Here is a 24,883-nt window from a genome sequence, read left to right as displayed (position 1 = left end):
TATCTCCCGCGGCCCAGGCCGCTGCGGGGCTGAGCTTGAGGGCCGAGGGCCTCGCCATATCCTACAGGGTGGAGGGCGACGAGGTAATCCTGGTTACCCCAGGAGGGGAGCTCAGGCTCAGGGGCAGCGCCTCCCTTGGGAGGGCCAGCCTTGGGGGCTCCAGGGCCCTGGCGTCTCTGGCAATATCGCTCGCCCTGGCGGCCCTGATGGTGGCCTCCTACCCGCCGTGGTCGCTCAGGGCGGGCTTCGCGATAACTGTGGCATACTACGGCATACTCCTTGGCCTCGCCTTCGCCGCTTACCTCTCGGCCGACGCCGCGAGGCCCAGGAGGGCAGTCATAGTGTCGGGCCCGGGGTACAGGAGGGCCTTTATACTGCTGGACGACAATGAAAGGCATTAATACCTTGAGCGCGTTGGCTCACTGGGGATAACATGGCCATAAGGGTTGAGAGGAGCGAGCACACCTCCTGGATAATAGTTGACAGGCAGGAGGCCGGCAACTCGCTGGGCTACAGGGACCTCCAGGAGCTCACGCAGGCGATAAACGCCGAGTGCTCCAGCGGCTCGACGGCAACCGTAGCTATAACCGGGGCCGGCGAGAAGTTCTTCATAACTGGCATAGACCTCAAGGAGACCGCCGAGGCCCAGAGCGAGGAGGACGCCTGGAGGCTCATGTATGACGGCCTCGGGGGCTTCTGCAGGGCCGCCTTCAACTGCAGGAAGCCCGTCATAGCCGCGGTTAACGGCTACGCCCTGGGCGCCGGCTTTGAGGTGCTCTACGCCGCCGACCTGGCATACGCAGTTAAGTGGGCCAAGTTTGGCCTGCCGCCGCTGAGGTACGGCATGGTGCCCCCGGCCTCCTCGACCATAGGCATGCTGCTCGGCATGCCCAAGGTGATCTCATACCTTGTGCTCACGGGCGACCTCATAACTGCGGAGGAGGCGGCGAGGTACGGAATAATAAACGGCGTCGTGGACGGCGTGGAGCAGCTGAGGTCGACGGTCGAGGAGGTCTCAGCCAAGATAGCCGAAGCCGAGCCCGAGGCAGTTGCGGCGGCCAGGGCCCTCATGGCTGAGGCCAAGATGCAGGCCCTGAGCGACAAGGGGCTGAGGACCCTGGCTGCGTTCACCGCGAGGCCGGTGGTGCGCGAGAGGGTGCTGCAGTTCCTCAACAGGAAAAGGGCCTAAGGCGGCGAGACCCCGAGGCCCCTGTCCCCCGCGTCGCCCAGCCCCGGGACTATGAAGAACGACGTGTTAAGCTCTGGGTCCACGGCAAGCGTGTAAATGGACACGTCCGGGTGCCTTGAGAGTATAAAGGACAGCCCCTGCTTTGACGCTATGACCGAGCCAACTATCACCTTGCCAGAGCCGAGGGACTTGACCTCCGATATCACCCTGTCAAGGGTCCTGCCGGTGGCCAGCATAGGGTCGAGGACGACTGCAACCCCCTCGTGGACCCTCGGCAGCCTCCTGTAGTAGAGCTCGACTTTAACGCCGTCCCTGTCCTCGAGCCTCCTGGCCGCCACGAGGCCAACCGGGGCCTGTGGGTAGACCTCGGAGAAGCCCTCGAGGAGCGGCAGGGCGGCGCCCAGGACGCCCACAAGCAGCGGAGGGGCCGCCAGGTTAAGCTCCTCCGTCTGCACCCCCAGCGGCGTGGTGACGGACTCCTTGGTCCACTCCAGCTCAGCTGACGACATTATAGCCAGGAGCCTGCCCGCCTCCCTCATGTAGTACCTGAAGGTAGGCGAGTCGGTCCTCCTGTCCCTCAGCTTCAGGAGCAGCCACCTTGCGTATGGCAGCTCGTCACCTAAGACCCGCACGCGCTCCAAGCTCAGACGCCCTAACTATCTCCCTGCGGAGGTTTTTAGGGCCTCTTGCTCAGGCAGAGGCCTAGGGCATGGTCACGTTGGAGGGCAACTGTGAGTCCTCTCAGCGCTTAAAACAGGCTGCTGCAACCGTTAACGTTGGCCCTGACGACCCTGCTGACGAATAGCGCTGGCCTTAAACGCTTTTAACCAAGGCCGTGGCCAACTTACCGGTGCTGGGCTTGTCATCCAAGGGCGCCGTGGACAGGCTGCTGAACGCCGTGGTCAGCTTTGAGTCCAGGCTGAGGGACGCCGAGGCCTACGTGAAGGAGCAGCAGGCCAACATTGTTAAGGCCGCCGACGAGCTGTCATCGAGGCTGGCCTCCTCAGTTGACCCCCTAATAGCGGAGGCCTCCAGGGAGCTGGAGGAGGCCTACAACGCCGAGAAGGCCAAGGTCGATGAGGACCTGAGGAGGAGGCTGGCTGAGGCGGAGGAGAGGCTCAACAAACTCGCCCAGCAGAACAGGGAGGCGGCCGTTCAGGCTGTAGTGGAGGCCGTCAAGAAGGCCCTCTCCGGCTGAGGTGTAGCCCTTGGCTGGGCCTGCTGACTACGCTAAGGTAGTCCCCCTGCTGAGGTACCTCAAGTCTAGGATGCTTGGCCCCAAGGTGAGGGAGCTGGCCCCTCCGCTCGCCGAGGCCGTAGCAGTCCTCAGGGACAGCATGTACGCGCCCGTGGCCGAGGCCAAGGATCTGGAGGGCGTGGAGAGGGCCCTGGCGTCGCTCTACTTCTCGACGGTGGAGGAGGTCTACAGGCTCTCCCCTGACGAGGCCAAGGGGCTGGCAGCCGCTTTCGCCAAAGCTAAGGAGGTCGAGGACCTTATGATAGTGGCCAGGGCGATAGCTGAGGGCCAGAGGCCGCCGAGGTGGCTGCCCTCAGCGGAGTGGAGGCTCGGCTCCATGGCTTACGTCCTGCAGGAGGTCGAGGCCTCGCCCACGATGACGAGGCTCCAGGAGGTGGTGAGGGACAGGGACCTGGCCAAGACCCTTGCCATGGCCTCTGAGGCCTACGCTGAGCTCAGGCAGCCCGAGGTCTTCACGTTCTTCTCGCTCACCGGCTCGTTCATCATGTTCAGGAGCGCGGTGGCGGGCTTCACCAGCAAGGACGTGGGCGACGTAGAGAGCGTCGTGTGCCCGCTTATAGAGGAGAGGGCCGCCCTGGGCGTCCTGGAGGCCTGGGCCATAAGGGTGAACCCCAAGACCTTCGCCAGAGCCATAGAGGGGCCCAAGGTCTGCGGCGTCAGCTGGGACCTGATGGCAGCTGCCTACGAGAGGGGCTTCGAGGGCGAGCTCTCGGGGCTGATCCTCGACGTGGCCCCGCTGCTGAGGCGCTCAAGGCTTGAGGGGAAGACCAGGAGGGAGCTCATGGTCTCGGTCAGGAGGTCAGCCAGGCTGGCCGCCCAGAGGGCCGCCGAGGCCGTATACGAGGGCTACCCGTTCACGCCGGCCCTGGTGGCCGCCGCCCTGACGCTGCTTATGCTAGAGGTCGACAACATAAGGTCCGCGCTCAGCGGCATAATGCTCAACCTGACCCAGGAGGAGCTGGAGCAGGCCCTGGCCTAGCCTTTTAATTCCCAAGCGCCCAGGCCGCTAAAGGGCCTTTGACCTCATGTCCGGCCTCGAGGGCGAGCTGTGGAACCTGATAGTTGACGACATACAGAGGCTCTCGACCAAGGGCTGCTACGAGCCCGTGAGCGACGCCATAAGCTTCTACCTAGCCAGGAAGCTCAGGGTGCTCGCCGCCGCCCTGATAGGCCTTAACAGGGACCCCCCTGAGGCCATACTTGACGCGGGCTGCGGCCCGGGCACCTCAACCAAGGTGGTCAGGGCCCTGTACCCCAGGGCCAAGGTAGTGGCCATGGACCCCGGCGCGCTCAACCTGCTCAGGGCCTCAAGGGCTGCCGGGGACGGCACGGGGGCCGCGCAGGGAATGTTCGAGCACATGCCCTTCAGGGAGGGGAGCTTTGACGGGGCCGTGGCCATGTTCTCCTTCAGGGACGCGGCCAACTACCTGATGGCGCTGGACGAGTTCTCAAGGGTGCTGAAGGACGACGGGAGGCTCGCCATACTTGACCTCTACAGGCCCGAGAACTCCCTGGAGCTGGCCATGTCGCTCATGCAGTTCAGGTACATAGGCCCCGCCATAGGCCTTGCCATGGGGTGCGGCAGGGACGGCCTCAAGTTCGGCGACATCTACAGGACTGTGCTCAGCATGCTGACCCCGAGCCAGCTGGTGAGGGAGGCCTCGAGGAGGTTCAGGAGGGTGTCCTTCAAGCCCACGCCGTTCCTGGTGGGCATACTGTACGCCGAGGGGCCTAGGAGACCCTCGTGAACCTGAACCTTATCACGTTGCCGTCCTTGTCAACGTCGACCCTGACCTTCCTGTTCTCCTTGAGGGAGTAAATTATCATGGCGGCGCACCTCCAGGAGTCCATGAGCACCTCCGCCTCCTCGCCAACGCTGAGCCTGTCTATCACCCTCATGGCCAGGACGTAGCCCTCGGGGCACTCCTTCCCCCTGTAGTCGAAGACCTGCAGGGCCCACCACCAGCTACGCCGAGGGGTCCAGCGATTTTAACGGCAGGTACTTAGAGGGGAAACATCACACTGGTTATTATGTACTCAACCACGGCCTTGTGCGGGTCCCCCTCGAGGACCTCGTCGACCCTGTTCATGAGCTCCTCCTTGACCCTCTGGGCGCAGGCGGGGTTGTTGAAGTCCTCGTTCCTCATGGCTAGGTAGAAGCCCGCCCCGGCCTCGTTGAAGTAGAGGAAGTAGGCCCACTCCATGTCCTGGGAGACCGCGGGCAGCAGGGAGCCCGGCCTGAGGTACCTGAAAGGTTTAGCCGCCTCCCCGATGGCCCCTGGGAGGCCTGAGGAGCAGACAATCCACGAGACGCTGCAGTCCCCGATAGTCCCCCTCTCGCACTGCAAGGCGCCGCACCAATGTCCTGGGCCTCTTAATGCATAAATTCTTTGACACGTGTGAAGCAAGGGGTGCTCGGCTTGAAGTTCCTGAGGTGTAAGCCCAACCAGGTGCCCCCGAGCAACGGGAAGAAGGTTGCCATCATAGGCGCTGGGACCGCCGGCCTGGGGGCGGCCGGAGTCCTTAAGTGCAAGGGATACGACGTCACCGTATACGACATGCTGCCCGAGCCGGGAGGCATGCTGATATTCGGCATTCACGTTGACAGGATACCGAAGCCCCCCATAAGGGAGGGGGTCAGGGAGCTCATGGACGCAGGCGTGGAGTTCGTCCTCAACACCAAGGTCGGCAACAGGGACCTTGAAAGGATGGACGAGCTTGTGAAGGCTAAGAACGTGGTCGACCTTGAGGACATAATAAAGTCCTACGACGCCGTCCTGATAGCCACGGGCACGTGGACCAGCAACAAGTCAAAGGTGCCCGGCGAGGAGCTGCCCTGGGTGTACCCCGCGATGGAGTTCCTCGTTGCGACCCACCTGGCTAAGTTCGGCTACAGGCCCTGGGACATAGTGCCCGACGTCAAGGGCGACCTGCTGGTCGTGGGTGGAGGTTACACTGCCGAGGACGCGGCCTACGTGCCGAGGACATACCCAGAGTACAGGGACAGGATGAGGAGGATAGTGCTAAGCTACAGGAGGACCAGGAACGAGGCCCCCATGGGCCCCATGGAGATGACTAACATAGAGGCCTCCGGCGTCGAGATCTGGGAGCTAACAGTGCCCATAGCTTACAGGGAGGAGAACGGCAGAAGGATTGCAAGGATCATAAGGAACAGGCTGGTCCAGGCGCCGGGCGAGAAGAGGCCGAGGCCAGAGCCCATACCTGGGAGCGAGTTTGACGCCTACTTTGACTTCGTGCTGGAGGCCATAGGCGAGAGGCCCACCCCGCCGTTCGAGGGGAAGGAGTGCTGCGGCATAAAGCTGACAGACTGGGGCACCATAGTTGTCGACAAGGACATGATGACCTCCAGGAAGGGGGTCTTCGCGGCCGGCGACGTGGTCCACGGGCCGAGCCAGCTGGGCCCGGCCCTCAAGAGCGGCATGGACGCCGCTAACGCGATAATGAAGTACCTGAGCCAGAGGTGACCGAGTCCAGGGCCACGGCGAGCCTCACGATCCTTTTTACGTTCTCATAAGTCCTTGACCTCTCCACCTCCTCGGGCGTCATCCACGTGCCCTCCCTGAGCTCCCCTCCGACCCTCCTGACCCTGAATATCAGGTCGTAGTGGAGGTGCGTCTCCTGGGGGTACCTCACTGTCTCAAGCAGTATCGCCATGGGCATGGGCTCGTCGCTGACCTCGCCCGAGCCCAGGTTGTAGACAGGGCCCACGGCCTCCACGTCAAGTCCCGTCTCCTCCTTGAACTCCCTCACGACGGCCTCCCTCGGGGTCTCGTTGGGCTCCACGTGCCCTCCCGGGTAGAGCCAGACGCCGAGCTTCCTGTGCCATATCATGAGTACCCTGCCGTCCTCCACGAGGACCCCGCTGGCCACTATGCACTTCCTCAAGGCGTCCCCCAGAAAGCCTTGCCAGCCCCGGTTAAAGGGGCTAGAGCCCAAAAGAAAAAATCAGAAAGGTAATGGAGCGCGGTCGCCTCACTTGAGCAAGGACATGACCTTGTTAGCGTAGGGGCTCTCGCTTATGGCCTGCATCAGCAGGCGCTGGTCCCTCTCCTTCAGTCCAGGGGGAAGCCTCGACTGGGCCTCCAGCCTCATCTGGACCACCTGCTTGGCCACGTCCTCGGGCAGCTTCCCTATGATGCCTACGTTGGTCTTGCACACCTCCTTGTACTGCTCGTCCGTGGCGACGGCCGCCAGCTGCCTTATGAACTCCACCAGCGTCGACACCACCTGCTCCCTGCTCATGCCCATCAGCTGGTTAAAGACCTGCGTCATGAACCTCTCCCTCTCGTCAGGACTCATGCTTACTACCTGCCTTACGTCAAAGGACATACCTGGTCACACGTTCCCAGTGTTACAGGAAGGATAAACGCCTTCCCAGGGCCTTGGCATGTATAAATTTTAATACACATCCTAAGGCAGAATCACAGTACTAACACTCTTTTAAACCCTCTCCCCGCACATACATCATGAGTGAGATCATGAGGAAGGCCGAGCTGAGCCTGAGCTCAGAGGCGGTGAAGGAGTTCGTGAGGCAGGGGGAGGTGCCGGCTTTCCCCTACTTCGCCGCGGGCCAGTGGAGCCTCGAGGGCGACAGGCTTGAGGTCAGGTCGCCCATAGACCTCGGCACCGCTGCGGTTACCGCCAGGCCCTCCGTGCAGACGGCCCTCTCGATCCTTGAGAGGGTCTACTCCATAGGCAGGAGGAAGATCAGGGAGACGCCGGGCGAGGAGAGGGTTGAGATCTTCGAGAGGACGGCCGACGCCCTGGAGAGGATGAAGGAGGACCTGGTGAACATACTAATGATAAACGCGGGCAAGACAAGGAAGGCGGCGGAGGGCGAGGTGGCCGCGAGCATAGAGAGGCTGAGGCTGGCAAAGCTTGACGTCAGGAGGATATACGGCGACTTCGTGCCCGGGGACTGGTCCGCTGACACGCTTGAGACGGAGGCAATAGTTAAGAAGGAGCCCCTGGGCGTCGTGGCTGCAATACTTCCGTTCAACTACCCGCTCTTTGACGCGGTGAACAAGATAGTCTACTCCGCGATAGCCGGCAACGCCGTGATAGTGAAGCCCGCCGAGGCCGACCCGCTGCCGGCCCTGGCGCTTGCAAAGGCCCTGGTGGACTCCGGCTTCCCGCCGGAGGCGCTGGCGGTGGTCCCCATGAGGGGCAGGGACATGGGCGAGGTCCTGGCGGACAGGAGGGTTGCGGCGGTGTCGTTCACGGGCAGCACAGAGACGGGCCTGCAGGTGATAAAGGAGGCGGGCGTGAAGCAGTACGTCATGGAGCTCGGGGGAGGGGACCCCGCAATAGTTCTAAGTGACGCTGACGTAAAACAGACCGCATCTAAGATAGTGACTGGGATTACAAGCTACTCGGGCCAGAGGTGCGACTCCATAAAGTACATACTGGCCGAGCCCGAGGTCTACGACGAGCTCAAGGAGGAGGTGACCGAGCAGCTCTCCAAGGTCAGGGTCGGCGACCCGAGGGACGAGGGCACCGACATGGGTCCGCTGATTGACGTGAGGACGGCCGACGAAGTCATAGAGGCCACCAAGGACGCTGTGTCCAAGGGAGGCAAGGTGCTCCACGGGGGCGAGAAGGTGGAGGAGCTGGGGCCGAACTACATTAAGCCGACGCTGATAGAGGTCGAGGCCTCCAGGCTGCCCGACCTCTACATGTACAACAAGGAGGTGTTCGCCTCACTGGCAGCCATAGTCAAGGTAAATAGCCTGGACGAGGCCATAGCCTTAGCCAACGGCAGGAGGTACGGCCTTGACGCGGCCATATTCGGCAGCGACGTAAGCAAGATAAGGAAGGCCGCCAGGCTGCTCGAGGTCGGGGCGGTTTACATAAACGACTACCCGAAGCACGGCATAGGCTACTACCCCTTCGGCGGCATGAAGGACTCCGGCATAGGGAGGGAGGGCATAGGGTACACGATAGACTTCGTCACTGCGTATAAGTCCATAATCTACAACTACAAGGGCAAGGGGGTCTGGGACTACCTGTGAGCGACTTTTAATTTCAATAACCCTTTTCAATTAAATTGGATGGATTCCTGTCGTTGAGCTCCCACCTTGGACGGATTCTCTTTCAATTCCATTGAGCGGATTCAATAGTCCGGGAGGCTATAGAGGACTACATAAAGGCTAACCTTTCAATTCCATTGAGCGGATTCCAAGCGTAAGGGCCTTTGCCCGGGACTTTTTCTTGAATAACTTTCAATTCCATTGAGCGGATTCCCGCGACCTAGCAGACGCTGCGGTTGCGCTGGCTAACATGGGCGAGCTTTCAATTCCATTGAGCGGATTCAGTAAGTCTTGCCGCTTCCGCCCATGCCGAGGACTAAAATAGCTTTCAATTCCATTGAGCGGATTCCTGAGAATGGCACCTATGGCAAGGCCGACGTATTTACCCTGCTTTCAATTCCATTGAGCGGATTCGAAAATTTATAAACGCTCTGTGATAACTAATAGTATTCTTTCAATTCCATTGAGCGGATTCCGAGCCTTGGCCCCTCCGTGAGTTCACGTGGTGGGGCCCGGGTGTACCTCCCCTGTCTCTCTGAGTCCGCTTGGGACTATTTAAGCCCGCCCTGACGCTTAGCCGATACTCCCCAGGGGCCGCCTGGGAGGGGCGCCATCAACTCAAATTTTTATTTTTATTAAAATATTTAAGTTAACCTAAATTAACGGTCCCCCGCGGGCGCTGCCCTTAAGTTCTTCCCATGTGAGCCGTGGGAGGCCTAAGCTTCGGGGGCGCGGCTTCCCAAGGAGAGCGGGCACTAGCGGAAGGCCCCATTAACAAATGATGGTAGTTACACAGTATATTACATGCCCCGTTGATTTAAGCCCACGGTACTTTAACTCACAGCGCTTTAACGTTTCATATTAAAAAGGCTTCACCCCAAGGCTGGTTTATGATGAGCTGCCGCTGTAGTAGACCTCTATCGCCCTGGCCAGGGTCGCCGCCGCCTGCTGGAGGGCCTGCTCCGCGCTGGGCGTTGTGCCAACTATGTAGTTAAAGAGGTACTCGCCGACCTGGCTGTTCACAGACGACGTTATGGCAGGGAAGTAAGGCGCCACGTATGCGGTCTTCCCAGCTGCGGCGAGGGCTGCCTGGGCCCACTGCCTCAGGTACGCCGGTATGGAAGTGTTCGATATTATCATCTGATACGCCTGCCTGCTTGACGGGAACACGAAAGTCCTGAGGAACGCCTCCACCTGGAACTGCGGGGACTCGACGAGCTGGAGGAACTCAAGGGCGAGCTGCTTGTGCTGCGAGTACCTGCTAACCCCTATGTAGGTCAGCCCTATCCTTATTGAGTCCCCCGGCAGCGGGGCGACCCCGACCAAGCTCGCGTTGGAGCTGTTGGCTATGCTCGGCAGCTGGCCCAGGTAGCCAGCTATGGCCGGAGCCTGGCCGCTGAGCATCAGGGGCAGCGAGTTGTAGAATGTTACCTGGAGCTGGGTGGGCGGCGGCATGTAGCTGACGAGCTCCTTGAGCGTCTCCAGCGCCTGCACCCCGGCCGAGGTGTTTATGGCGGGCGGCGGGAAGCCGTGGCCCCACCAGCTGGGCACGCACCCCATGAACATTGTGCCAAAGCTTGTCATTCCAAACAGGTTCCCGCAGTTGAGGCTCGAGTTCCTGACGTAGTACCACCCGAAGACCGCCATGAACGAGTTCGCCGGCAGGTCGGCCTGGTCAGTGTACAGCAGCAACCCGTACTTGGTTATGTTGTGGCTGACGAAGAACTTGTCAACGTCAAGTACGGTGCTCCAGTTGCCCCAGGTCTCCGGGCTCAGCTGCACGTGGTACTCGTTGTAGAACTCCTGCTGCAGGGTGGCGTTGTCGAAGTACTTGGCGTTGTAAAGTATAACTATGCCGTCGGTCTGTATGGGCACGCCCACCCACGTCGTGTTGCCTGTCAGGGGGTTGTAGTAGAGGCCTGCAGCGTGCAGGTCAGGCGGAAGTATGTCGCTCTCGTTTATGACTGAGGAGTTCAGGGGCAGCAGGTAAGGCGCCACCTGGCCCACGGTAGTCGTAGTGTAGGTGACCACGTCGTACTCCGGGCTCTTGGCCTCAAGCACCGAGAGCTCGTTCGATATGTACTCACTGTAGGGGAACGTGACCACGTCAACCTTGACGCCGGGGTGCTCCTTCTCAAACAAGCTGGCCGCAAGGCTGAGCAGCGGCTGGGCCGGGGCGCCGCTGTAGGTGACCACTGTCAGGGTGACAGGCCTCCTGGTCGCCGTGGCCGCGTAGTAGGCACCGAGGGCCGCCACAACCACAACAACTACTATGACTGCTCCTAGGACAGCCCTTGAGATCGAGGCCCTGTTCAGGGCAACCACCATTTTTAAGTCGTACCCTTCTATTTAAAGGTTACCTACTGAACCTACATAAACGGCTGTTCTCTATATATGTTCGGCGGCGCTCCAGGGCCCTACAGCTTTTATTTCACTTTCAGCCGGGGAAAGTAGGTGATAGTTTGAACTCCCTGAGCAGGGCGACCCTCGCGGCGGTCGTAATTATTGTGGTTATAGTCGCTGCCGTCGGCGCCTTCCTATACTACTCAAGGCCCAGGACAACGACAGCTACTACCTCCACTAGCTCTCAGTCAACTTCTACCGCAACAACTTCATCGTCAGGCCCCCAGGTCACAATAACGGTGGTCACCTACACCGGCCCCTCGGGCCAGGGCTTCATGGACTTCGCGGCGCGCCTCTTTGAGAAGGAGCACCCTAACATACAGGTGCAGGTTATAGCGTTCCCGTTCACGCAGTACGTCACCAACGAGCTGACCGAGCTGGAGGCCGGGGAGAGCAAGTATGACATCATAACCTACACGCCCGCCAACGCCATGGAGTTCATACCCTACCTGGTGCCGCTCAACTCAACCTACATAAATGAGTCAGACCTGATCTACCCTGTCCAGGCCCTGGGAGGCACCATAAATAACGTGACCTACGGCGTGGCCAGGGGGACCAGCGTCATGCTGTTGGCCTACTACGCCAACTACTTTGACAACGCCACGCTGCAACACGAGTTCCAGGAGGAGTACGGCTTCAGCCTCAACCCCTGGACCTGGAGCAACTGGAGCCAGGTCGTGGATGTAGACAAGTTCTTCGTGAGCCACAACATAACGAAGTACGGTATACTGCTCTGGGACCAGCCGGGCGACCTAGACCTCTATGAGGCATACGCCCTCGTCTTCGAGTGGTACTACATGCACAACAGCAGCCTGAGCTGCGGCAACGTCATGGGAATGATGCCCCTCTACGGCGACCTGTTCATGGGGTGCGTGCCGAGCTGGTGGGGCCACGGCTTCCCGCCGCCCGCGTTCAACAGCACAGCAGGCGTTGAGGCCCTAGAGGTCCAGAGGCAGCTCGTCAGCTACATGCCGCCGCCCACCCAGCTCCTGGTGTCCTATGATAACATAGTGCCCCTGCTGGAGGAGCCCAACTACGCCCCAGGAGGCTTCATATTCGCGATACAGCTCTCCTACTTCACCAACAAGAACAACCTGTCCGAGATAAGGCTTGCCCCCGCGCCTGGAGGCTACGCCCTCGGCGGCGCCACGTTCTTCGGCGTCAGCAAGTACTCGCAGCACAAGGCAGCGGCGCTGGAGTTCCTGAGCTTCATAGCAAGCCCGCAGCTGCAGGTGGCCTCGTTTTACAACATGACCAACTTCCCAATATCGAAGGAGGCCTACCACTTGCTGCTCGAGAACAGCTCGCTCCCAGCATATGAGAGGGAGTGGATAAACGCCACCTACTACGCGGCGGAGCACGCTTACGCCGCCATACCTGCGGTCTCGATAAGCACCACCGCCCTTGAGCCGGCCCTTGAGAAGGAGGTGCTCGGCTACCTTGAGGGGCAGATAACAAACGCCTCCCAGGCGCTGCAGCAGGCCGCCGCGGCGTGGGTCCAGGACATGGAGGCCTACACCAGCACGACCACTACCACGGCGGCGGCCACTGAGCCCTACTATATAGCTGCTCCCTTCGAGCCGAGGAGGCTCTGACGGTTCCCTCCGCTAGGAACCCCTCTTGCTTTTTCTTGTCACACTTACCAGCGCCGCCACTGAGATTATAGCCGAGGCCGCGCTGACCACCATAGCGTCCATGTAAAGGCCTGCCTCCCTCAGGGCCCTCTGGGAGCCGGCCTGCGCCTCAAGGGCTGTGGAGTTCGCGGCGTTGACCTCCTGGCTAAGGAAGTGGAGCTGGAGGCTCAGCTGGGTGACGTTGGAGCTCAGCTCCTCGGACTGCTTGGCGACGTCACCGCTCAACATCGCCACGGTGCTGTTCAGCTCCCTCAGCGAGAGGCTTAGGCCCTCAGCGGTCTGGTTGAGGCTGGATATCCTTGAGTTCAGGTAGTAATAGATGGACCTCAGCTGCCTGCTGAGGTTGGCTATTGCAGTGTTGGTGTCAAGCTCTATTATGTTCATCAGCCTGCTGGGCAGCACGTAGCTGACCGTGCCGTTGGAGCTCAGCCTGTTAACCACGTCTGAGGCGTAGAGGTACACCGTGCCGCCCCTCACGCCAAGGTAGCTGAGCTGGGACTCCATCAGCTTCGCCGTGCTGTTGACCAAGTAGAGCCGGCCCAGGGACCTCACGTTTACCAGGGTCACGTTGCTGTCCACTATGTAGACCGTGCCGTTGAGGATGGAGTCCTCTATGGGGCCGCTGTAGCCAGTTATGTTAACGTCATAGAAGAGGTCGTCATAGGGGTAGAAGCTGCCGGGCCCGAGGGTCTCGTTGGCGTAGTAGGCGTACTTGGTCTCCATTATAGTTACGTTTACCGCTGGCCTGGCAGGCATGCCGTTAAACGACGCTCCCGTGATGACGGCGACCCAGGGCTCTCCGAGGTAGAGGCCCGAGAGCCCCGTGCTCCCCTGCGAGTAAAGTGATGGCATGACGGCGCTGCCGACCCACAGGCCGAGGGTCGAGTTGTAGTAAAGCATTACTGTGGCCTGCGGCTCGCCGTCAAGCTGCCAGTAGGCGCTGGCATCTGCCTTGGGCACCAGGACCGCCGAGAAGAGGCCGTACCTGACGGGGGTGCCGTTCTGGTAGGTGACGTCCGCGTAAATGGTCACCCCCTGCCCCTCGGCCGGCTCGCTAGGCGCGGCCCAGGCCCTGATATTGAGCTGCTGCCCCACGTATATCATGTCGACCCCGTAGCCCTCCACGAGGCCGCCCAGCGTGGTGGAGTTATAGGAGGCGTTGAGCAGCACCCAGTAGAGGCCAGGCCTCAGCTGCGGCACCTTCAGGGTACCCAGGTAGTAGCCCAGGGCCGGGTCGTAGAACGCCTGGGAGGAGGCCACGGGCGTCCCGTTGAGGTACTCAAGGGTCACCGTGACGTTGCTGCCCAACGCTATGGTGTCGAAGAGGGACTGGCCCGTGCTGTAGGAGGTGTAGGCCTGGGTCTCAACGGGCGGGAGCACGTAGCCCATGACAACTATATCCTGGCCTGGCTCAACTGTGCCAGGCATCATGGCGCTCTCGCCGAGGACAACCGTGTCCTGCAGGCTGTCCCCGAAGAACATCGGCACCACGCCGAAGGCCGGCGGCCTGGCCTCCATGAGCACGTAGCCGTAGGGCGCGCGGAACGTCACCACGCCCTGGGCGAAGTTGCCCTGAACCACAATTACAGTGCTGTTGTAAACCGAGTAGGAGTTCGTGACGTAATTATAGTACAGCAGCGACACGTTATAGGTTATCTGGGGCCCCGGCGTCCCGTTAACGTACGTCAGGTTGACCTCTACCGGGAGCCCAAGCGAGGGGTCCCACGGGTACGCGGCGGTGGGGTACGCGAACGACACAAAGTAGCCTATGAAGCCCTCGATGAACGACTCGCCCCTGAGGCCCCCCGAGGAGCCGCCCACAACTATTAGCGTGGGGCCTGAGACGTTGGCCGGCACTGTAACCTCTGCCTCCCAGAGGGTGCCGTTGAACGTCATGCTTTGCGTGAGCCCGACCCCCTGGGCTGTCTCCAGAGTCACCTGGAAGCTGCCGAAGGCCACAGGGGCCCCGTCAGGGTATGTTATGTTAGCTACGACCGTCACCCTGTGCCCCGGCACCAGCTCCAGGTCGCTCGGCGCGCCGATGACGTTGACCTTAACTGAGAGGGACGGGAGCATCGACTTGACCCTGTCCATTATGTATTTGTTGCTCAACGCGAAGGCCAGCTGGCCAGCGTTTATAGTGCCTAGGCCCGTGACGAGGCTGTAGTTGCCCCTGGCCCTCCACGGTATGTTGTAGCCGAAGGTGACCCCATCTATGGCCGCTGGGTAGGCCCTGTACATCGCGTAGAGCGTTGGCGCTATGAGGCCGAGCCCGTGGCCAACGTAGCCCTCGACCAGGGCCAGGAGGCCAGCCGTCAGGGGCGACGCCTCGCTAGTGCCTCCCTCGACTATAGTTACGTTATTGTATGTCACCTCATAGACGCCTGGGAATATGTTTGCGTTGGCCGAGACGTCGGGCACGGCCCTGCCGTGCGGGAAGCCCTCGGGGGGCCTCGGCGCCACCCCCTCCTGCCACCACGGCATCGGCTCATAGGCGCTGTAGCCGCCCGTGGAGCCGCCCACGTTCTGCATGTACGGCACGAAGCCCGCCGAGGACCAGGCAGTGCTGTAATAGGAGCTCACGCTGCCGTTGGGGTAAAAGTCCAGGTACGTCGTGGTGCCCCCCACCGCCAAAACCCAGGGCGAGGAGGCAGGGTAGTTGACGTCCCCCACGGGCCCAGCGCTGTAGCCCATGCCCCCGCCGTTGCCGCTGGCCGCCAGGAATGTTATGCCCTCCGCCGCGCCGAGGGCGTAGTAGACGTCGCTCAGGTAGACGTTGTAGTAGTAGAATGGCGCCCCCATGTTAGAGAACATGGACTCCGGTATGCCGAAGCTCTGGCTCACTATTGAGACGTTGTCGTGCTGGTCTATGTAGGCTATCACTGCGGAGAGCGGCAGGTAGCCAGCCGCTATGTAAAGGTATATGTGGGCCCTCGGCGCAATGGAGTGCACTGCCTCCACGTCCAGGTCTATCTCCACGTCCCAGCCCGTCAGCACGCCCAGGTTAGGGTTATATGGGCCTATGGGCACGACCGTGAGGTTGACCGGCGGGAGGCCGAACGCCTTATCGTAATAAGACATTACCTGGTAGATCTCAGGGTCGCCATAGAGGTCGACAATTCCAACGTTTACCCCCTGTCCCGTGTAGCCCCTGGAGTAGAGCGGCGTCACGTTATAGGCGAGGGCCACCTTGGTCAGGGGGTAGGCCTCGGTGGTCACGTACACCTCCTGGCCCTTAATTGGCGTGAATGAGGCGAGCGATAGCAGCGGCCTGAAAACGAGGCCCGTGACGTTTGAGACGTAGGGCAGTAGGCCCAGCGGGTTGCCCCTGTAGCCTGTGACGGCGTAGTAGCTGGAGGTGCCGTTGCTGAAGACCCCTATTGAGACCCCCAGGGCCCTCTCTATGGCCGAGGCCGGGCCGCTGAAGGCTATCATTGAGCCCGCGACAGCTATCACCCTCAGGCCGTGGGACCTGAGGTAGCCCACGGCCTCCCTTACCTCCCCTGAGGGGTAGAACATGCTTGCTGCCTGGGAGGGCGTCAGGAACTTATGGTAGAGCGGCGAGCCGGGGTCGCTGACGGCCTGGGCGTAGTAGAATATGAGGGGCACGTCCCTCAGCGGCACGTAGAGGACACCAACAACCTGCGACTGCGGAGGCGCCTGGCCTACCAGCCTGAAGCCCGGCAGCGGCTCGGCGAGCCTCTGTGGCGGCTGCTGCGGCCTAATCCCCATGGCCTCCGCCTCTGCAGGCGATACCATCGCTATCAGGAGAATAGCCACCAGCAGGAGGCCCAGGACTCCCTTCAAGCGGCCACCCAGTAGCTGACCGTTGGAGGCGTTAATATTCATTGAACAAGGCCGGAGGGCCGGAGCGATGTGCAGGACCGCCGCCTCATTTAATTCCCACTGAGCTGGGATAGACCCGGCGCGATAAGTGTTACTGTTTAAAAACTTCGCCCGCTATCCTATACTAATAACTAAGGCAAAAAGAGGTGATAGCAAGTGAGCCTGCTGAGGAAGTCCAAGAGGAGGCAGTCGCCTGAGGTCTACTCCCCCATGCCTCCCTGTGAGGCCATGTTAGTGGCTCAGGCCTTCCTGCCGCCCCAGTGGTAGGCCTTTTTAGGGGACTCTTCCTCGCACCTTTCTACATCAGCCCAACCTATGTAGGAAAGGCATTTTACCACCCCCAGTAGTAACAACGCGGTGTAGGGCTTGGAGGAGCTGGCCCGTCGGCTCGACAGCTCAAGGTGGACCTCGGCCCACGGGCTAATATTCACGTCAACGAGCCTCGGCATGTTCATATGGGGCCTTGAGGCCATGATAGGCCCCGCGGGGTACTTCGCGTTTCACAGGAGCCTGGCCTTCCTCATAGCCTTCTATGCGTTTGACTTCATAGGTGACATAGCCATAGGCAGGCTCTCGGACACCACGCTCGCCAGGAAGGGGGCCTTCTACGTCACCATGTCCCTGATAGGCGTCGGCCTCCTAGTTCTTGGCCTCGACCTCGTGATCACGGCCGGCAGGGGGCTTATCGCTGTCCTCGCTGGCCTCGCCGGGGCGGCCGTAATGAAAATTGGCATAGAGGGCGACGTGCCCGTGTCGCTCGCGTTCCTCGCTGAGAACACGCCGGCCAAGTACAGGAACAGGGTGCTCGTGCTCTCGCCCAACTTTAACAACATAGGGGGCGCCGTGGGGGCAGCCGTGCTGTACCTTACGTATACTAGCACCAACTCCTACCTCTACGCCGCCCTTGCGCTGCTGGTAGCCACGGCCGTCGCGCTGGCTGTCACCTTCGCTGTGAGGGCGACGATGCCGGAGTCCGTCAGGTGGCTCATGACTAAGGGGATGAGCGATAGGGCCTCAAGGGAGGCCTCGGCCCTGGTCTCGCAGCCCAGCGAGCAGGTGTCAAGCGTGAGCCCGACAGTTGGCATAGGCGGCAGGTACGCCTTCCTTGCGCTGCTTGGCCTCTCCCAGTACTTAACGTTCGGCCTCATGGCGTTCACCATAGCCTACTTCTACTACAGCGGCGCCACGGTGTACTTCATACAGCTGGTGGCCCTCCTGGGCGCTTCCATAGCGGGGGTGCCGGCGGCCTTCCTGCCTGACATCATGGACACCAGGAACTTCACGTTACTTGCCTACGTAGGCGGCTTCCTCTCAATGATACCAATAGCTTTGGCGCTCCGCTACCTTGGCTCCCAGGGGTTCCTCTCCCTCTTCTACCCGCTGCTCTTCCTAAACATGGTCTTCAGCGAGCTCGCGTGGGCCGTCAGGACGATCTATGAGCCGGTGCTCTTCCCGACGCACATTAGGGCGACCATGATAGGCCTGGTGAGGGCGGTGCCCATAGCCTCCTACGACGTGTCCCTCTACGTCACCAGCAGCTGGAGCGAGTGGCAGTTCGTGCTCTTTAACATAGCCCTCTGGGGCGTTGGGGCCGCGACCTCGGTGCTCTGGAGGCTCAGGGGCTACGACACCAGGAGGGCCCTGCTGGAGAGCGTGTCCTCACCCAGGCCAGCCGCGCCTCTGTAATGCTGTTCCCTGAGGAGGGCCTCACGCTGAACCGCAGCGCGAAGCTCAAAGCACAAAAACTAAGCCTGTGAACCTCTAGGGGAGGCCTTCAAGGGCCCGGGCAGGCTCTGGGCTGCTTACCTCACTCCTTGGACCTCCCAGCCTCGACAGCCATGTAGCTCACGACGCTCTCGCCGAGGGCCCCCTTGGAGGCCCTGTACGCCGTGTAGGCTGCGATGCCAACAACCACCAGCAGCGACGTCACCATGAAGGCAAAGTAAGGCTCCACAAGGTCGCTCACGACGCCCTCGTAGAAGGTGTAGACGAAGAGCGCGGTGCCAAGCACTGGGAAGGCCAGGCCTGAGACCGCGAGCCTAAGCTTTGAGAACCCCAGCTCAGGGTGCCTCCTCACGTACGGGAAGAGGCCGAACTCGGGCACGAAGTGGTGGAAGTACCACGTTATGCTTGACGCGGTGCCCATGACATACCAGGCCACGGCCACCGTGTTGGGGTTGTACCCGTAGACCTTGACCAGGGAGGCCGCCACCGCAAGGGTCGTTGCGAGGGCCAGCGCGAAGTCTAGGAGGGCCGCGTTCGCTGGAACGCCGTGCCTGTTGAGCTCCTTAAGCCAGCCGCTTGATATGAAGTTATCCCTGGCCATGGCCCAGAGGAGCCTGGCCTGCGACCCCCCTCCCGCGCCGAAGGCTATCAGGGAGACCACGAGTATGAGGAAGTTAAGCCCCACCAGGGCGCTGAGGGGGAAGTACCTTGACCAGGCCACCAGCTGGGGCAGGGCCGAGGACGTCACCTGGGACAGCTCGCTCCTGGGGACGGCCACCAGCTCCGAGTAGGCCGCCAGAGCTATGGCCACGGCAGACACGGTGAGCCCCACGTATATTGCCTTCCAGACGTCCCTGGTCGGGTTGACACCCTCCTCGGAGTAGAAGAGGGCCGTGCCGTAGCCAGCGAAGGTGAAGAAGCCCACTATGGCGGTGGCCAGCATGAGGCCCCTGAGGCCGCCTGCGCTGTTGGCAGGGTTGAGGTAGTAGGCCGAGTTGTACGGGCTCCTGGCTATCACGGCCGCCGTGAAGGCCACCACAATCACAAGCGTTGTAAGCACGGCTGCAGTTATGGCTATGCCAAGCCTCCTGGCGGGCTGTACCGACATTGCATAGGTCACCACAAGCGTGGCCACGCTGGCGAGCAGCCAGGCCCAGATGGGCAGCATGACGTGGTATGCGTAGTAAACGGTGTCAACGAGCAGCCAGCCTATGAAGAACGCGTTGGCGGCCTGCCACCAGTTGTAGAAGAAGTAGTTGCCCAGGGCCGTGAACTTGCCGGCGCCCTTGCCGAAGCCCAGCTCGGCCAGGCCGTAGTAGCCGCCGGCAAATGACACTATCCTGGTGTACTCCAGTATTGGAAGGGAGACCAGCACGAAGAGCACGTAACCTATAATAACAGGCCATATGGCGGCGGGTCCTGAGTCGCTTATGAACGCCGTGACCTCTATGGGGCCTATGATTGGAAGGACTCCGGCGACCACGGCAGCAACCATGGCGTAAAAAGGCATGGAGCCCCTCCTAAGTTGGGATCCCACAGAAGCCCACCCTCTGCGCAGGGGGCGGGGCAAAGTCTAAAGGCCTTTCCTTAGATGATGTCGCCAGACGGGCCTTTCAGCCCTTAGGCCTCGCTTGACAGCTGTCACTGTCGCAGTCCAACGCTAATTAAAGCCGTGGCTCATAGGTGTGCGACTCCAAGAAGTGGTGCGGCGGCCGGGATTTGAACCCGGGACCTTCGGCTTGGAGGGCCGACGTCCTAGTCCAGGCTAGACTACCGCCGCACCTTGCTGGTTCCAGGTGCTTGGAGTTTTAAGTTTAAGGCCGCCTCGGCTTGAGCTTATTAGCCCTGGGACCTACCTTAGCCCAGGCCGATGAGGACAAACGTTCCCACGGAGCCCAACCGCGAGAACTGTGACGAGGCTTCACGGCCTGAGGCCTTATCGTCAGCGCGGAGGAAACTTCAAGATAAGATAAAAGATAAAAGAAAAATAAAATTAAGGGTTAGCTGAAACCGACCCTTACTGGAGGCCCCCGTTTATGAGCTGGTAGCTGAACTGGTTAGCTATTAGGTAGCCTGCCGTGTTAACGGTGCTGTTCTGGAAGCCCTCAAGGTAGGCGTTCTCCTCGAAGCCCCTGCCGTTCACCAGCACCTCAGCCGTTAAGGACTTCTGGGTCAGCGCGTTGTTCGACGTCAGCCCAATTATGACCGCGCCCGTCGGGTTTATGAACTCCAGTATGCCCGCGAAGCCTCCCACGGCGCTGAGGTCGTAGTTGAGGCTCTCGGTGAAGTTATAGCCTGGCCAGGCGTAGCTTAAAGCGTAGGTTGGCGCTAGGGCTATGCTCCCGTTCTGCAGGAAGGTCGCGTTGTACGGGAACCTCGTCGGCGGGGTTATGGGTATCGCCACGAAGTCGTAGTAGAGGGTCACGGGCCAGTTGGCGCTCACCCACAGCCTGTAGGGCCCGTAGCCCTGGGCCCACGAGCTCACGGTGAAGTCCTCGTCAAGGTAGTTGTAGGCAAACGTGCCGGCGTAGTTGTACGCCTGGTCCACGGTGGCCACTCCCTCCTGCTGGCTGCTCACGACCTCCTGGCCGTGCTCGAACTCAAGCAGGGACGTGTAGTTTATGAAGTAGCTGGCCCCCTCCTGGAAGTAGAGGCCGGCAACGCCTTGGTTCATTATGAGCGGGCCCGAGTCGTGGTACGAGGCCTGGCCAGTTATCACCTTGGCTCCAACGAGCGGGTTGCTGCTGTTGACCCAAAGCAGCAGCACGCCCCCGAGGTTCCAGTTGAACTCGGTGCCCGGCACGCCCAGGGCCTCTGAGGAGGCCAGCAGGTCAGCTATGTGTATCGCTAACGTCGCGTTGAGCCCGTAGGCCAGCAGCGGTGTCAGGTCAACTATGTCAGGCATGTGGAACGAGAGCGTGTTTATTGAGGGCACAGGCTTCCACCAGAACAGGTCTATGCCGCCAGTGTAGATGGTCTCGAACGGGTTCACCACGCCTGCCAGGTGACCGTTGTAGTAGACCTTGACGTACCTGACCGCTGGTATGTTGGTGTACCAGAACTCGTCATAGGCGTTGCCCTTGGTGTAGAGTATCAACCACGCCCTGTAGGTGCCGTTGGGTATCGTCACCTGCTGCTCAACGTAGTCATTGTACGCGTTTATTGAAGGCGTCATAGAGTAGCCAAGCTTGTTCACGAAGAGCGGTATGAAGTAGTTCGGCAGGCCGGGCGGCGGGCTCCCCTTGTAGAGCAGCAGGCTGACGTTGGCCACGTAGTAGCCCGTTATCCCTATGGAGGGGGCGTAGCCGTTGGGCACCATGAACTGGAACCTCACGGGACCCCTGAGCAGGTTCTCGAAAAGCGTCACGTCAACCGTTGTAGTGGAGTTCAGTATCTCCTGAGTAGAGCCCCAGAGCAGCGGGGTCCCGTTGGCGAAGACGTACGCTACCGTGTCATACTGAGTGCCCCCAAGCTCCCTTATTGACATGTTGAGCAGTATCAGGCTGTAGTTCCCAGGAGGTATGTAGACCGTGGCGTTGTAGGGCAGGCCAGTGTGGTTGAAGACCACGTTCTTGCCTATCCATATGACAGTGGGCGTCTCGTTGGGCGGCACGTACCTGAAGGCCTGGAAGGAGTAGTAGCCGTCATGGTTGCCCGCGACCCCCAGGTCCCTAGCAGCTAAGTTAAGGGGGCCTGGGTATGGCGCGGCCTCGTGGGCGGCTGGCAGCTGCGGGTAAGCCCTGGGGGAAGACACGGCGCCTGCCATGGGGGCCATAAGCAGGACGGCCAGCAGGACAGCCACGAGCGCGGGGATTGAAGACCTCATAATGTCCACCACTTAGCCTCTGCAAGTGTGTAACTCTGGAGGGAAAATATATTTTATGTTACAAAGTTACGGGCGCTTACTTTACCGATAATGACTAAACAGCGGGCCCGCCGGGATTTGAACCCGGGACCACCAGCTCCGGAGGCTGGCGCGCTGATCCTGGCTGCGCCACGGGCCCAGGAACTGGGGGCCCTCTGGCCTATAAAACATGGGCCCCGCCTAGGCCTTGACCCACCACCAGTATATGGCGTCCCCTCCGCCGCCTATCATGGGGTTCTCCTCCCATGCGACAGAGCCCATGTAGCCCGTTATGTAGGGCTTCACTATCCAGTATGCGTTGGGCTGTATCGTGTAGACGTACATATAGAGCTCTATGGCCAGGTCCTCAGAATGCTTAAAGAGCGGCAAAGCCGCCGTGGAGTTCGTCAGCTCGACGCTGTCAGCCTCCGCTATGAGGTTCTGGAGCTCCTGGTACTCCACTGCCTCCTGCCAGAGCCACCTGCCTATCTCAGGCTCGACGCTCGGGCTCAGCCCTGGGTAGCTTACCCTTGACTGGTTGAAGTACGCGCTGAGGTTCTCGAGGTAGGTCGCGTTCCAGCCGTCAGGCTCCACCCACACGGTGCCCGTGTACTGGGCGTTCATCATGTCCGAGGCCAGCGGGTAGTCGGCCACGTAGCCGCTGTTCCATATAGCCATAGGGTTCATGCCAGGCACCCAGTAGGAGAGCATTGTGGGCCACGGGAGGTAGAGGGGCTGGGCCACTATGTTCGGGTCTATGTTGTGGAGGGCCGCGGCCCACATCTGGGCGGCGGTGTAGTCGGTGGTGTCGCCGCTTGATATCACGATGGGGAAGTAGACGCTTATGTTGTAGAACCCGCTCTCCTCCAGCAGCTGCTTTGCGTACGTGAGGTTGAAGGTCGGGCAGCCCGTGAGCTCGGAGGGGGGTATGTATATATCTAGTCCCTTGATTATAGCTCCGCAGTAAAGACTGCCGAAGTTGAAGTGATACTTCACGTTGCCGACTATGTCGTCTATGTACTCGGTGTAGTTGAAGGCGTAGGCGAAGGCCTCCCTGACGAGCGGGTTGGCTAAGTACCAGCCCGGTATGTGGTAGGCCGGGTTGAGCTGAGAGAGCAGGGACTCGGTTATGTTAAGGTTAAAGCCGAAGAACTCCTCAAGGAGGCTCGGGAACTCGTAAACCCTCGCCTCGCCCTCGCTCTCCAGCTGCTCTATGCTCGGCATGAAGCTGTTCGGCAGGTTCGTGACTATGTCGGCCTGGCCTGAGGCGAAGAGCTCGTAAGCGGTTGTCGGGTCCTTGACCCACTCTATGATTACGGTGTCGTTGGGCCTCGGTATATCAGTTATGTTGGTCGGCCAGTATGGGTTTGGCTTGAGCACTATGCTCTGGCCCGGCGTGTAGGCAGCTATGTAGTAGGGCCCTGTAGCCATGGGATCCCACCTGACCTCCTCGTTATAGTCCCACTCGTTGGCCGTCTGCTCGTAGCTGTAGAAGGCCTCCGCCAGCTGGGTCATGTTGTGGTCGTAGAGCCCAGTGAGGTTTATACCGTCGCCGACCTCCTCAAGCCACTTGGCGTCAAGTATCCCAGGCCCCCAGCCTTCGGCCAGTGCTGTGAAGAACACCTGAGGGGCCACGGGCCTCACCAGGTGGAACGTCACCGTGTCGGTGGCGTTGTCATAGGTTACGGCGTTCACTATCTCCTCCGCGCCCTGAGTGTCGTTGGGGGAGGTCACAACGAAGGTGAACGGCGTGTAGTTCGGTATGAGGTACTGAGCCAGGATCCAGCCCCTCGTGGAGGGCACACCTCCGGCCAGCAGTATGTCCCTGACAAGGCTGTACCAGACGTCATAAGCTGTTATGGGGTCGCCGTTGGCCGCCCTGAGGCCTGGCCTGACCTTGAAAACGTAAACTGTGTAGTTGGGCGATATGGCCCCGTAGAGGTGCCTGGCGGTGACGTTTGACCAGTTGCCCACAGTAGGTATGTACTCAGCAGCCATGGGTATGAACTTGGTAGTGTACGGGCCGTCGTATATCAGCAGGGACGCGAATATGTTGTCTATGACCTCAAAGCCCACGGTCTCGTAGTCTATTGCCGGGTCGAAGCTGAAGGGCCCTCCTGGCACGTTCTCGGCAACCACAATGGTGCCGGGGTTGGGGACCGAGAGCTGCGGCGCGAATATTGAGAACCTCTCCTTGGACGAGCTCACGGCCAACGTGTAGCACGAGGTGTAGTTATACGTGGCCCCGCTGCTCGCGTTCTCCGTAACTACTGTGAGACACACCGTGTAGAGGCCCGGCTTTGTGTACTTGACTGTCACCGGGTTCTCCTTTGGCTCCAGGTAGGTCACGTTCCCTGAGCCCGTGAGGGCCACCTGCTCGGCGTAGCCCGTGCCGTTGACTGAAGGTATGGTTATCGTCGTGCCGTTGCCCAGGTTCCAGACGTACTCCTCTATGGTCATGTTGGTGCCCGAGGGCGGCTGCAGGAAGCCCGCCGAGAGGTTGACGGGCTGGCTTACGTTGATGACCTGGGCCGAGGGGGCTATGACGGGCACTGTTATGAGCTGGGCGTAGCTCTCGTTGAACTGCGGCGGGGCCACGAGGACCTCCAGCAGGTTGCCCTGGGAGCTGCCCACGAGCTGGCCGTTCTTATATATGGCGTAGTACACCAGGTAGTGGCCTGGGTAGGCATACGTGACCTGCGCGGAGCCCGCAGTTGAGTTCACGTCGCTGCCGTCTCCTGTGTAGATGATAACGTACTGGCCGGGCGACGGCGAGTACGAGGTCACGGTTATGTAAAGGGGCTGCCCGGCTATTGCCGTGTAGGAGCTCAGGGCTGGGGGCAGCAGGGAGTGCGCCTGCTGCTCCGTCGTGCTTGTGGGCGTTGCGCTGCCATTAAAGTGGTGCCACAGGAGGACGCCCAGGAGCGCGAGAAC

At 60.7% G+C, this 24,883-nt stretch carries 19 protein-coding genes, 2 tRNA genes and 1 CRISPR repeat array; of the genes, 9 read left to right on the top strand and 12 right to left on the bottom strand.

Annotation, left to right across the window (positions count from 1 at the left end; all coding sequences use genetic code 11):
- Positions 1-35: 35 nt before the first annotated feature.
- Positions 36-401 carry a hypothetical protein gene (locus tag ASAC_RS07265; protein WP_013267351.1) on the top strand — a complete coding sequence of 122 codons (366 nt, stop codon included), beginning with the start codon at positions 36-38 and terminating at the stop codon, positions 399-401.
- A 32-nt stretch (positions 402-433) separates the two neighbouring features.
- Positions 434-1,189 (top strand): enoyl-CoA hydratase/isomerase family protein, encoded by a 756-nt coding sequence (locus ASAC_RS07260; RefSeq protein WP_013267350.1) that lies wholly within the window; start codon positions 434-436, stop codon positions 1,187-1,189.
- On the opposite strand, the gene upp is transcribed toward ASAC_RS07260, so the two are convergent.
- Entirely contained in the window at positions 1,186-1,821 is a 636-nt protein-coding gene (gene upp / locus ASAC_RS07255) for a uracil phosphoribosyltransferase (RefSeq protein WP_013267349.1), read from the bottom strand. The genes ASAC_RS07260 and upp overlap by 4 nt on opposite strands.
- Before the next feature lie 227 nt (positions 1,822-2,048).
- Here upp and ASAC_RS07250 point away from each other — a divergent pair, with 227 nt between their 5' ends.
- From ASAC_RS07250 to ASAC_RS07240, 3 genes are read left to right on the top strand one after another with little or no spacing between them, the layout of a single operon-like run.
- Positions 2,049-2,387 (top strand): hypothetical protein, encoded by a 339-nt coding sequence (locus ASAC_RS07250; RefSeq protein WP_148217213.1) that lies wholly within the window; start codon positions 2,049-2,051, stop codon positions 2,385-2,387.
- A 10-nt stretch (positions 2,388-2,397) separates the two neighbouring features.
- Positions 2,398-3,426: a V-type ATPase subunit gene (locus tag ASAC_RS07245; protein WP_013267347.1), complete on the top strand. Its 1,029-nt coding sequence runs from the start codon at positions 2,398-2,400 to the stop codon at positions 3,424-3,426.
- Between the two features lie 46 nt (positions 3,427-3,472).
- Positions 3,473-4,195 (top strand): class I SAM-dependent methyltransferase, encoded by a 723-nt coding sequence (locus ASAC_RS07240; protein ID WP_013267346.1) that lies wholly within the window; start codon positions 3,473-3,475, stop codon positions 4,193-4,195.
- Here ASAC_RS07240 and ASAC_RS07825 read toward each other — a convergent pair.
- Both ASAC_RS07825 and ASAC_RS07235 read right to left on the bottom strand, forming a co-directional pair.
- The gene (locus ASAC_RS07825) at positions 4,179-4,346 is read right to left on the bottom strand and encodes a hypothetical protein (protein ID WP_013267345.1); all 168 of its coding nucleotides are present in this window, start codon (positions 4,344-4,346) and stop codon (positions 4,179-4,181) included. The genes ASAC_RS07240 and ASAC_RS07825 overlap by 17 nt on opposite strands.
- Positions 4,347-4,450: 104 nt before the next feature.
- Positions 4,451-4,795: a hypothetical protein gene (locus ASAC_RS07235; RefSeq protein ID WP_013267344.1), complete on the bottom strand. Its 345-nt coding sequence runs from the start codon at positions 4,793-4,795 to the stop codon at positions 4,451-4,453.
- A gap of 72 nt (positions 4,796-4,867) precedes the next feature.
- Here ASAC_RS07235 and ASAC_RS07230 point away from each other — a divergent pair, with 72 nt between their 5' ends.
- The gene (locus tag ASAC_RS07230) at positions 4,868-5,932 is read left to right on the top strand and encodes an FAD-dependent oxidoreductase (protein WP_048812896.1); all 1,065 of its coding nucleotides are present in this window, start codon (positions 4,868-4,870) and stop codon (positions 5,930-5,932) included.
- Here the strand turns inward: ASAC_RS07230 and ASAC_RS07225 are convergent.
- Both ASAC_RS07225 and ASAC_RS07220 read right to left on the bottom strand, forming a co-directional pair.
- Positions 5,898-6,353: an NUDIX hydrolase gene (locus ASAC_RS07225; RefSeq protein WP_013267342.1), complete on the bottom strand. Its 456-nt coding sequence runs from the start codon at positions 6,351-6,353 to the stop codon at positions 5,898-5,900. The genes ASAC_RS07230 and ASAC_RS07225 overlap by 35 nt on opposite strands.
- An 87-nt stretch (positions 6,354-6,440) precedes the next feature.
- Positions 6,441-6,767 (bottom strand): transcriptional regulator, encoded by a 327-nt coding sequence (locus ASAC_RS07220; RefSeq protein ID WP_148217212.1) that lies wholly within the window; start codon positions 6,765-6,767, stop codon positions 6,441-6,443.
- A 179-nt stretch (positions 6,768-6,946) separates the two neighbouring features.
- Between ASAC_RS07220 and gapN the strand changes: the two genes are divergently transcribed.
- A complete protein-coding gene (gapN, locus tag ASAC_RS07215; RefSeq protein ID WP_048812895.1) occupies positions 6,947-8,479 on the top strand; it encodes an NADP-dependent glyceraldehyde-3-phosphate dehydrogenase in 1,533 nt (510 codons plus the stop codon).
- A 79-nt stretch (positions 8,480-8,558) separates the two neighbouring features.
- A CRISPR array of direct repeats spans positions 8,559-8,972; the repeat unit is 24 nt; unit sequence CTTTCAATTCCATTGAGCGGATTC.
- A 413-nt stretch (positions 8,973-9,385) separates the two neighbouring features.
- On the opposite strand, the gene ASAC_RS07210 is transcribed toward gapN, so the two are convergent.
- Positions 9,386-10,825: an ABC transporter substrate-binding protein gene (locus ASAC_RS07210; protein ID WP_013267339.1), complete on the bottom strand. Its 1,440-nt coding sequence runs from the start codon at positions 10,823-10,825 to the stop codon at positions 9,386-9,388.
- A 134-nt stretch (positions 10,826-10,959) separates the two neighbouring features.
- Here ASAC_RS07210 and ASAC_RS07205 point away from each other — a divergent pair, with 134 nt between their 5' ends.
- Positions 10,960-12,495 (top strand): ABC transporter substrate-binding protein, encoded by a 1,536-nt coding sequence (locus tag ASAC_RS07205; RefSeq protein ID WP_013267338.1) that lies wholly within the window; start codon positions 10,960-10,962, stop codon positions 12,493-12,495.
- A 12-nt stretch (positions 12,496-12,507) separates the two neighbouring features.
- On the opposite strand, the gene ASAC_RS07200 is transcribed toward ASAC_RS07205, so the two are convergent.
- Complete coding sequence (locus tag ASAC_RS07200) at positions 12,508-16,341, bottom strand: protease pro-enzyme activation domain-containing protein (RefSeq protein WP_048812894.1); 3,834 nt, start codon at positions 16,339-16,341, stop codon at positions 12,508-12,510.
- Between the two features lie 405 nt (positions 16,342-16,746).
- On the opposite strand from ASAC_RS07200, the gene ASAC_RS07195 reads away from it, so the two are divergent.
- Positions 16,747-18,066 carry an MFS transporter gene (locus tag ASAC_RS07195; RefSeq protein ID WP_013267336.1) on the top strand — a complete coding sequence of 440 codons (1,320 nt, stop codon included), beginning with the start codon at positions 16,747-16,749 and terminating at the stop codon, positions 18,064-18,066.
- Between the two features lie 121 nt (positions 18,067-18,187).
- Here the strand turns inward: ASAC_RS07195 and ASAC_RS07190 are convergent, their stop codons facing one another.
- From ASAC_RS07190 to ASAC_RS07170, 5 genes are all read right to left on the bottom strand, one after another.
- Positions 18,188-19,642 carry an APC family permease gene (locus ASAC_RS07190; RefSeq protein WP_013267335.1) on the bottom strand — a complete coding sequence of 485 codons (1,455 nt, stop codon included), beginning with the start codon at positions 19,640-19,642 and terminating at the stop codon, positions 18,188-18,190.
- A 164-nt stretch (positions 19,643-19,806) separates the two neighbouring features.
- Positions 19,807-19,885: transfer RNA gene (locus ASAC_RS07185), tRNA-Gly, on the bottom strand.
- 237 nt (positions 19,886-20,122) lie between these two features.
- On the bottom strand, positions 20,123-21,931 hold the full coding sequence (locus tag ASAC_RS07180; protein WP_148217211.1) for a peptide-N4-asparagine amidase: 1,809 nt from the start codon (positions 21,929-21,931) through the stop codon (positions 20,123-20,125).
- A gap of 102 nt (positions 21,932-22,033) precedes the next feature.
- Positions 22,034-22,109 (bottom strand) — tRNA-Arg (locus tag ASAC_RS07175).
- A gap of 41 nt (positions 22,110-22,150) precedes the next feature.
- Entirely contained in the window at positions 22,151-24,736 is a 2,586-nt protein-coding gene (locus tag ASAC_RS07170; protein WP_013267333.1) for an ABC transporter substrate-binding protein, read from the bottom strand.
- Positions 24,737-24,883: the final 147 nt, after the last annotated feature.

This window comes from Acidilobus saccharovorans 345-15, from assembly GCF_000144915.1.
Taxonomy (GTDB): Archaea; Thermoproteota; Thermoprotei_A; order Sulfolobales; family Acidilobaceae; genus Acidilobus; species Acidilobus saccharovorans.
Note: the sequence above shows the minus strand (reverse complement) of the source record. Positions and strands in the feature narration are given on the sequence as shown.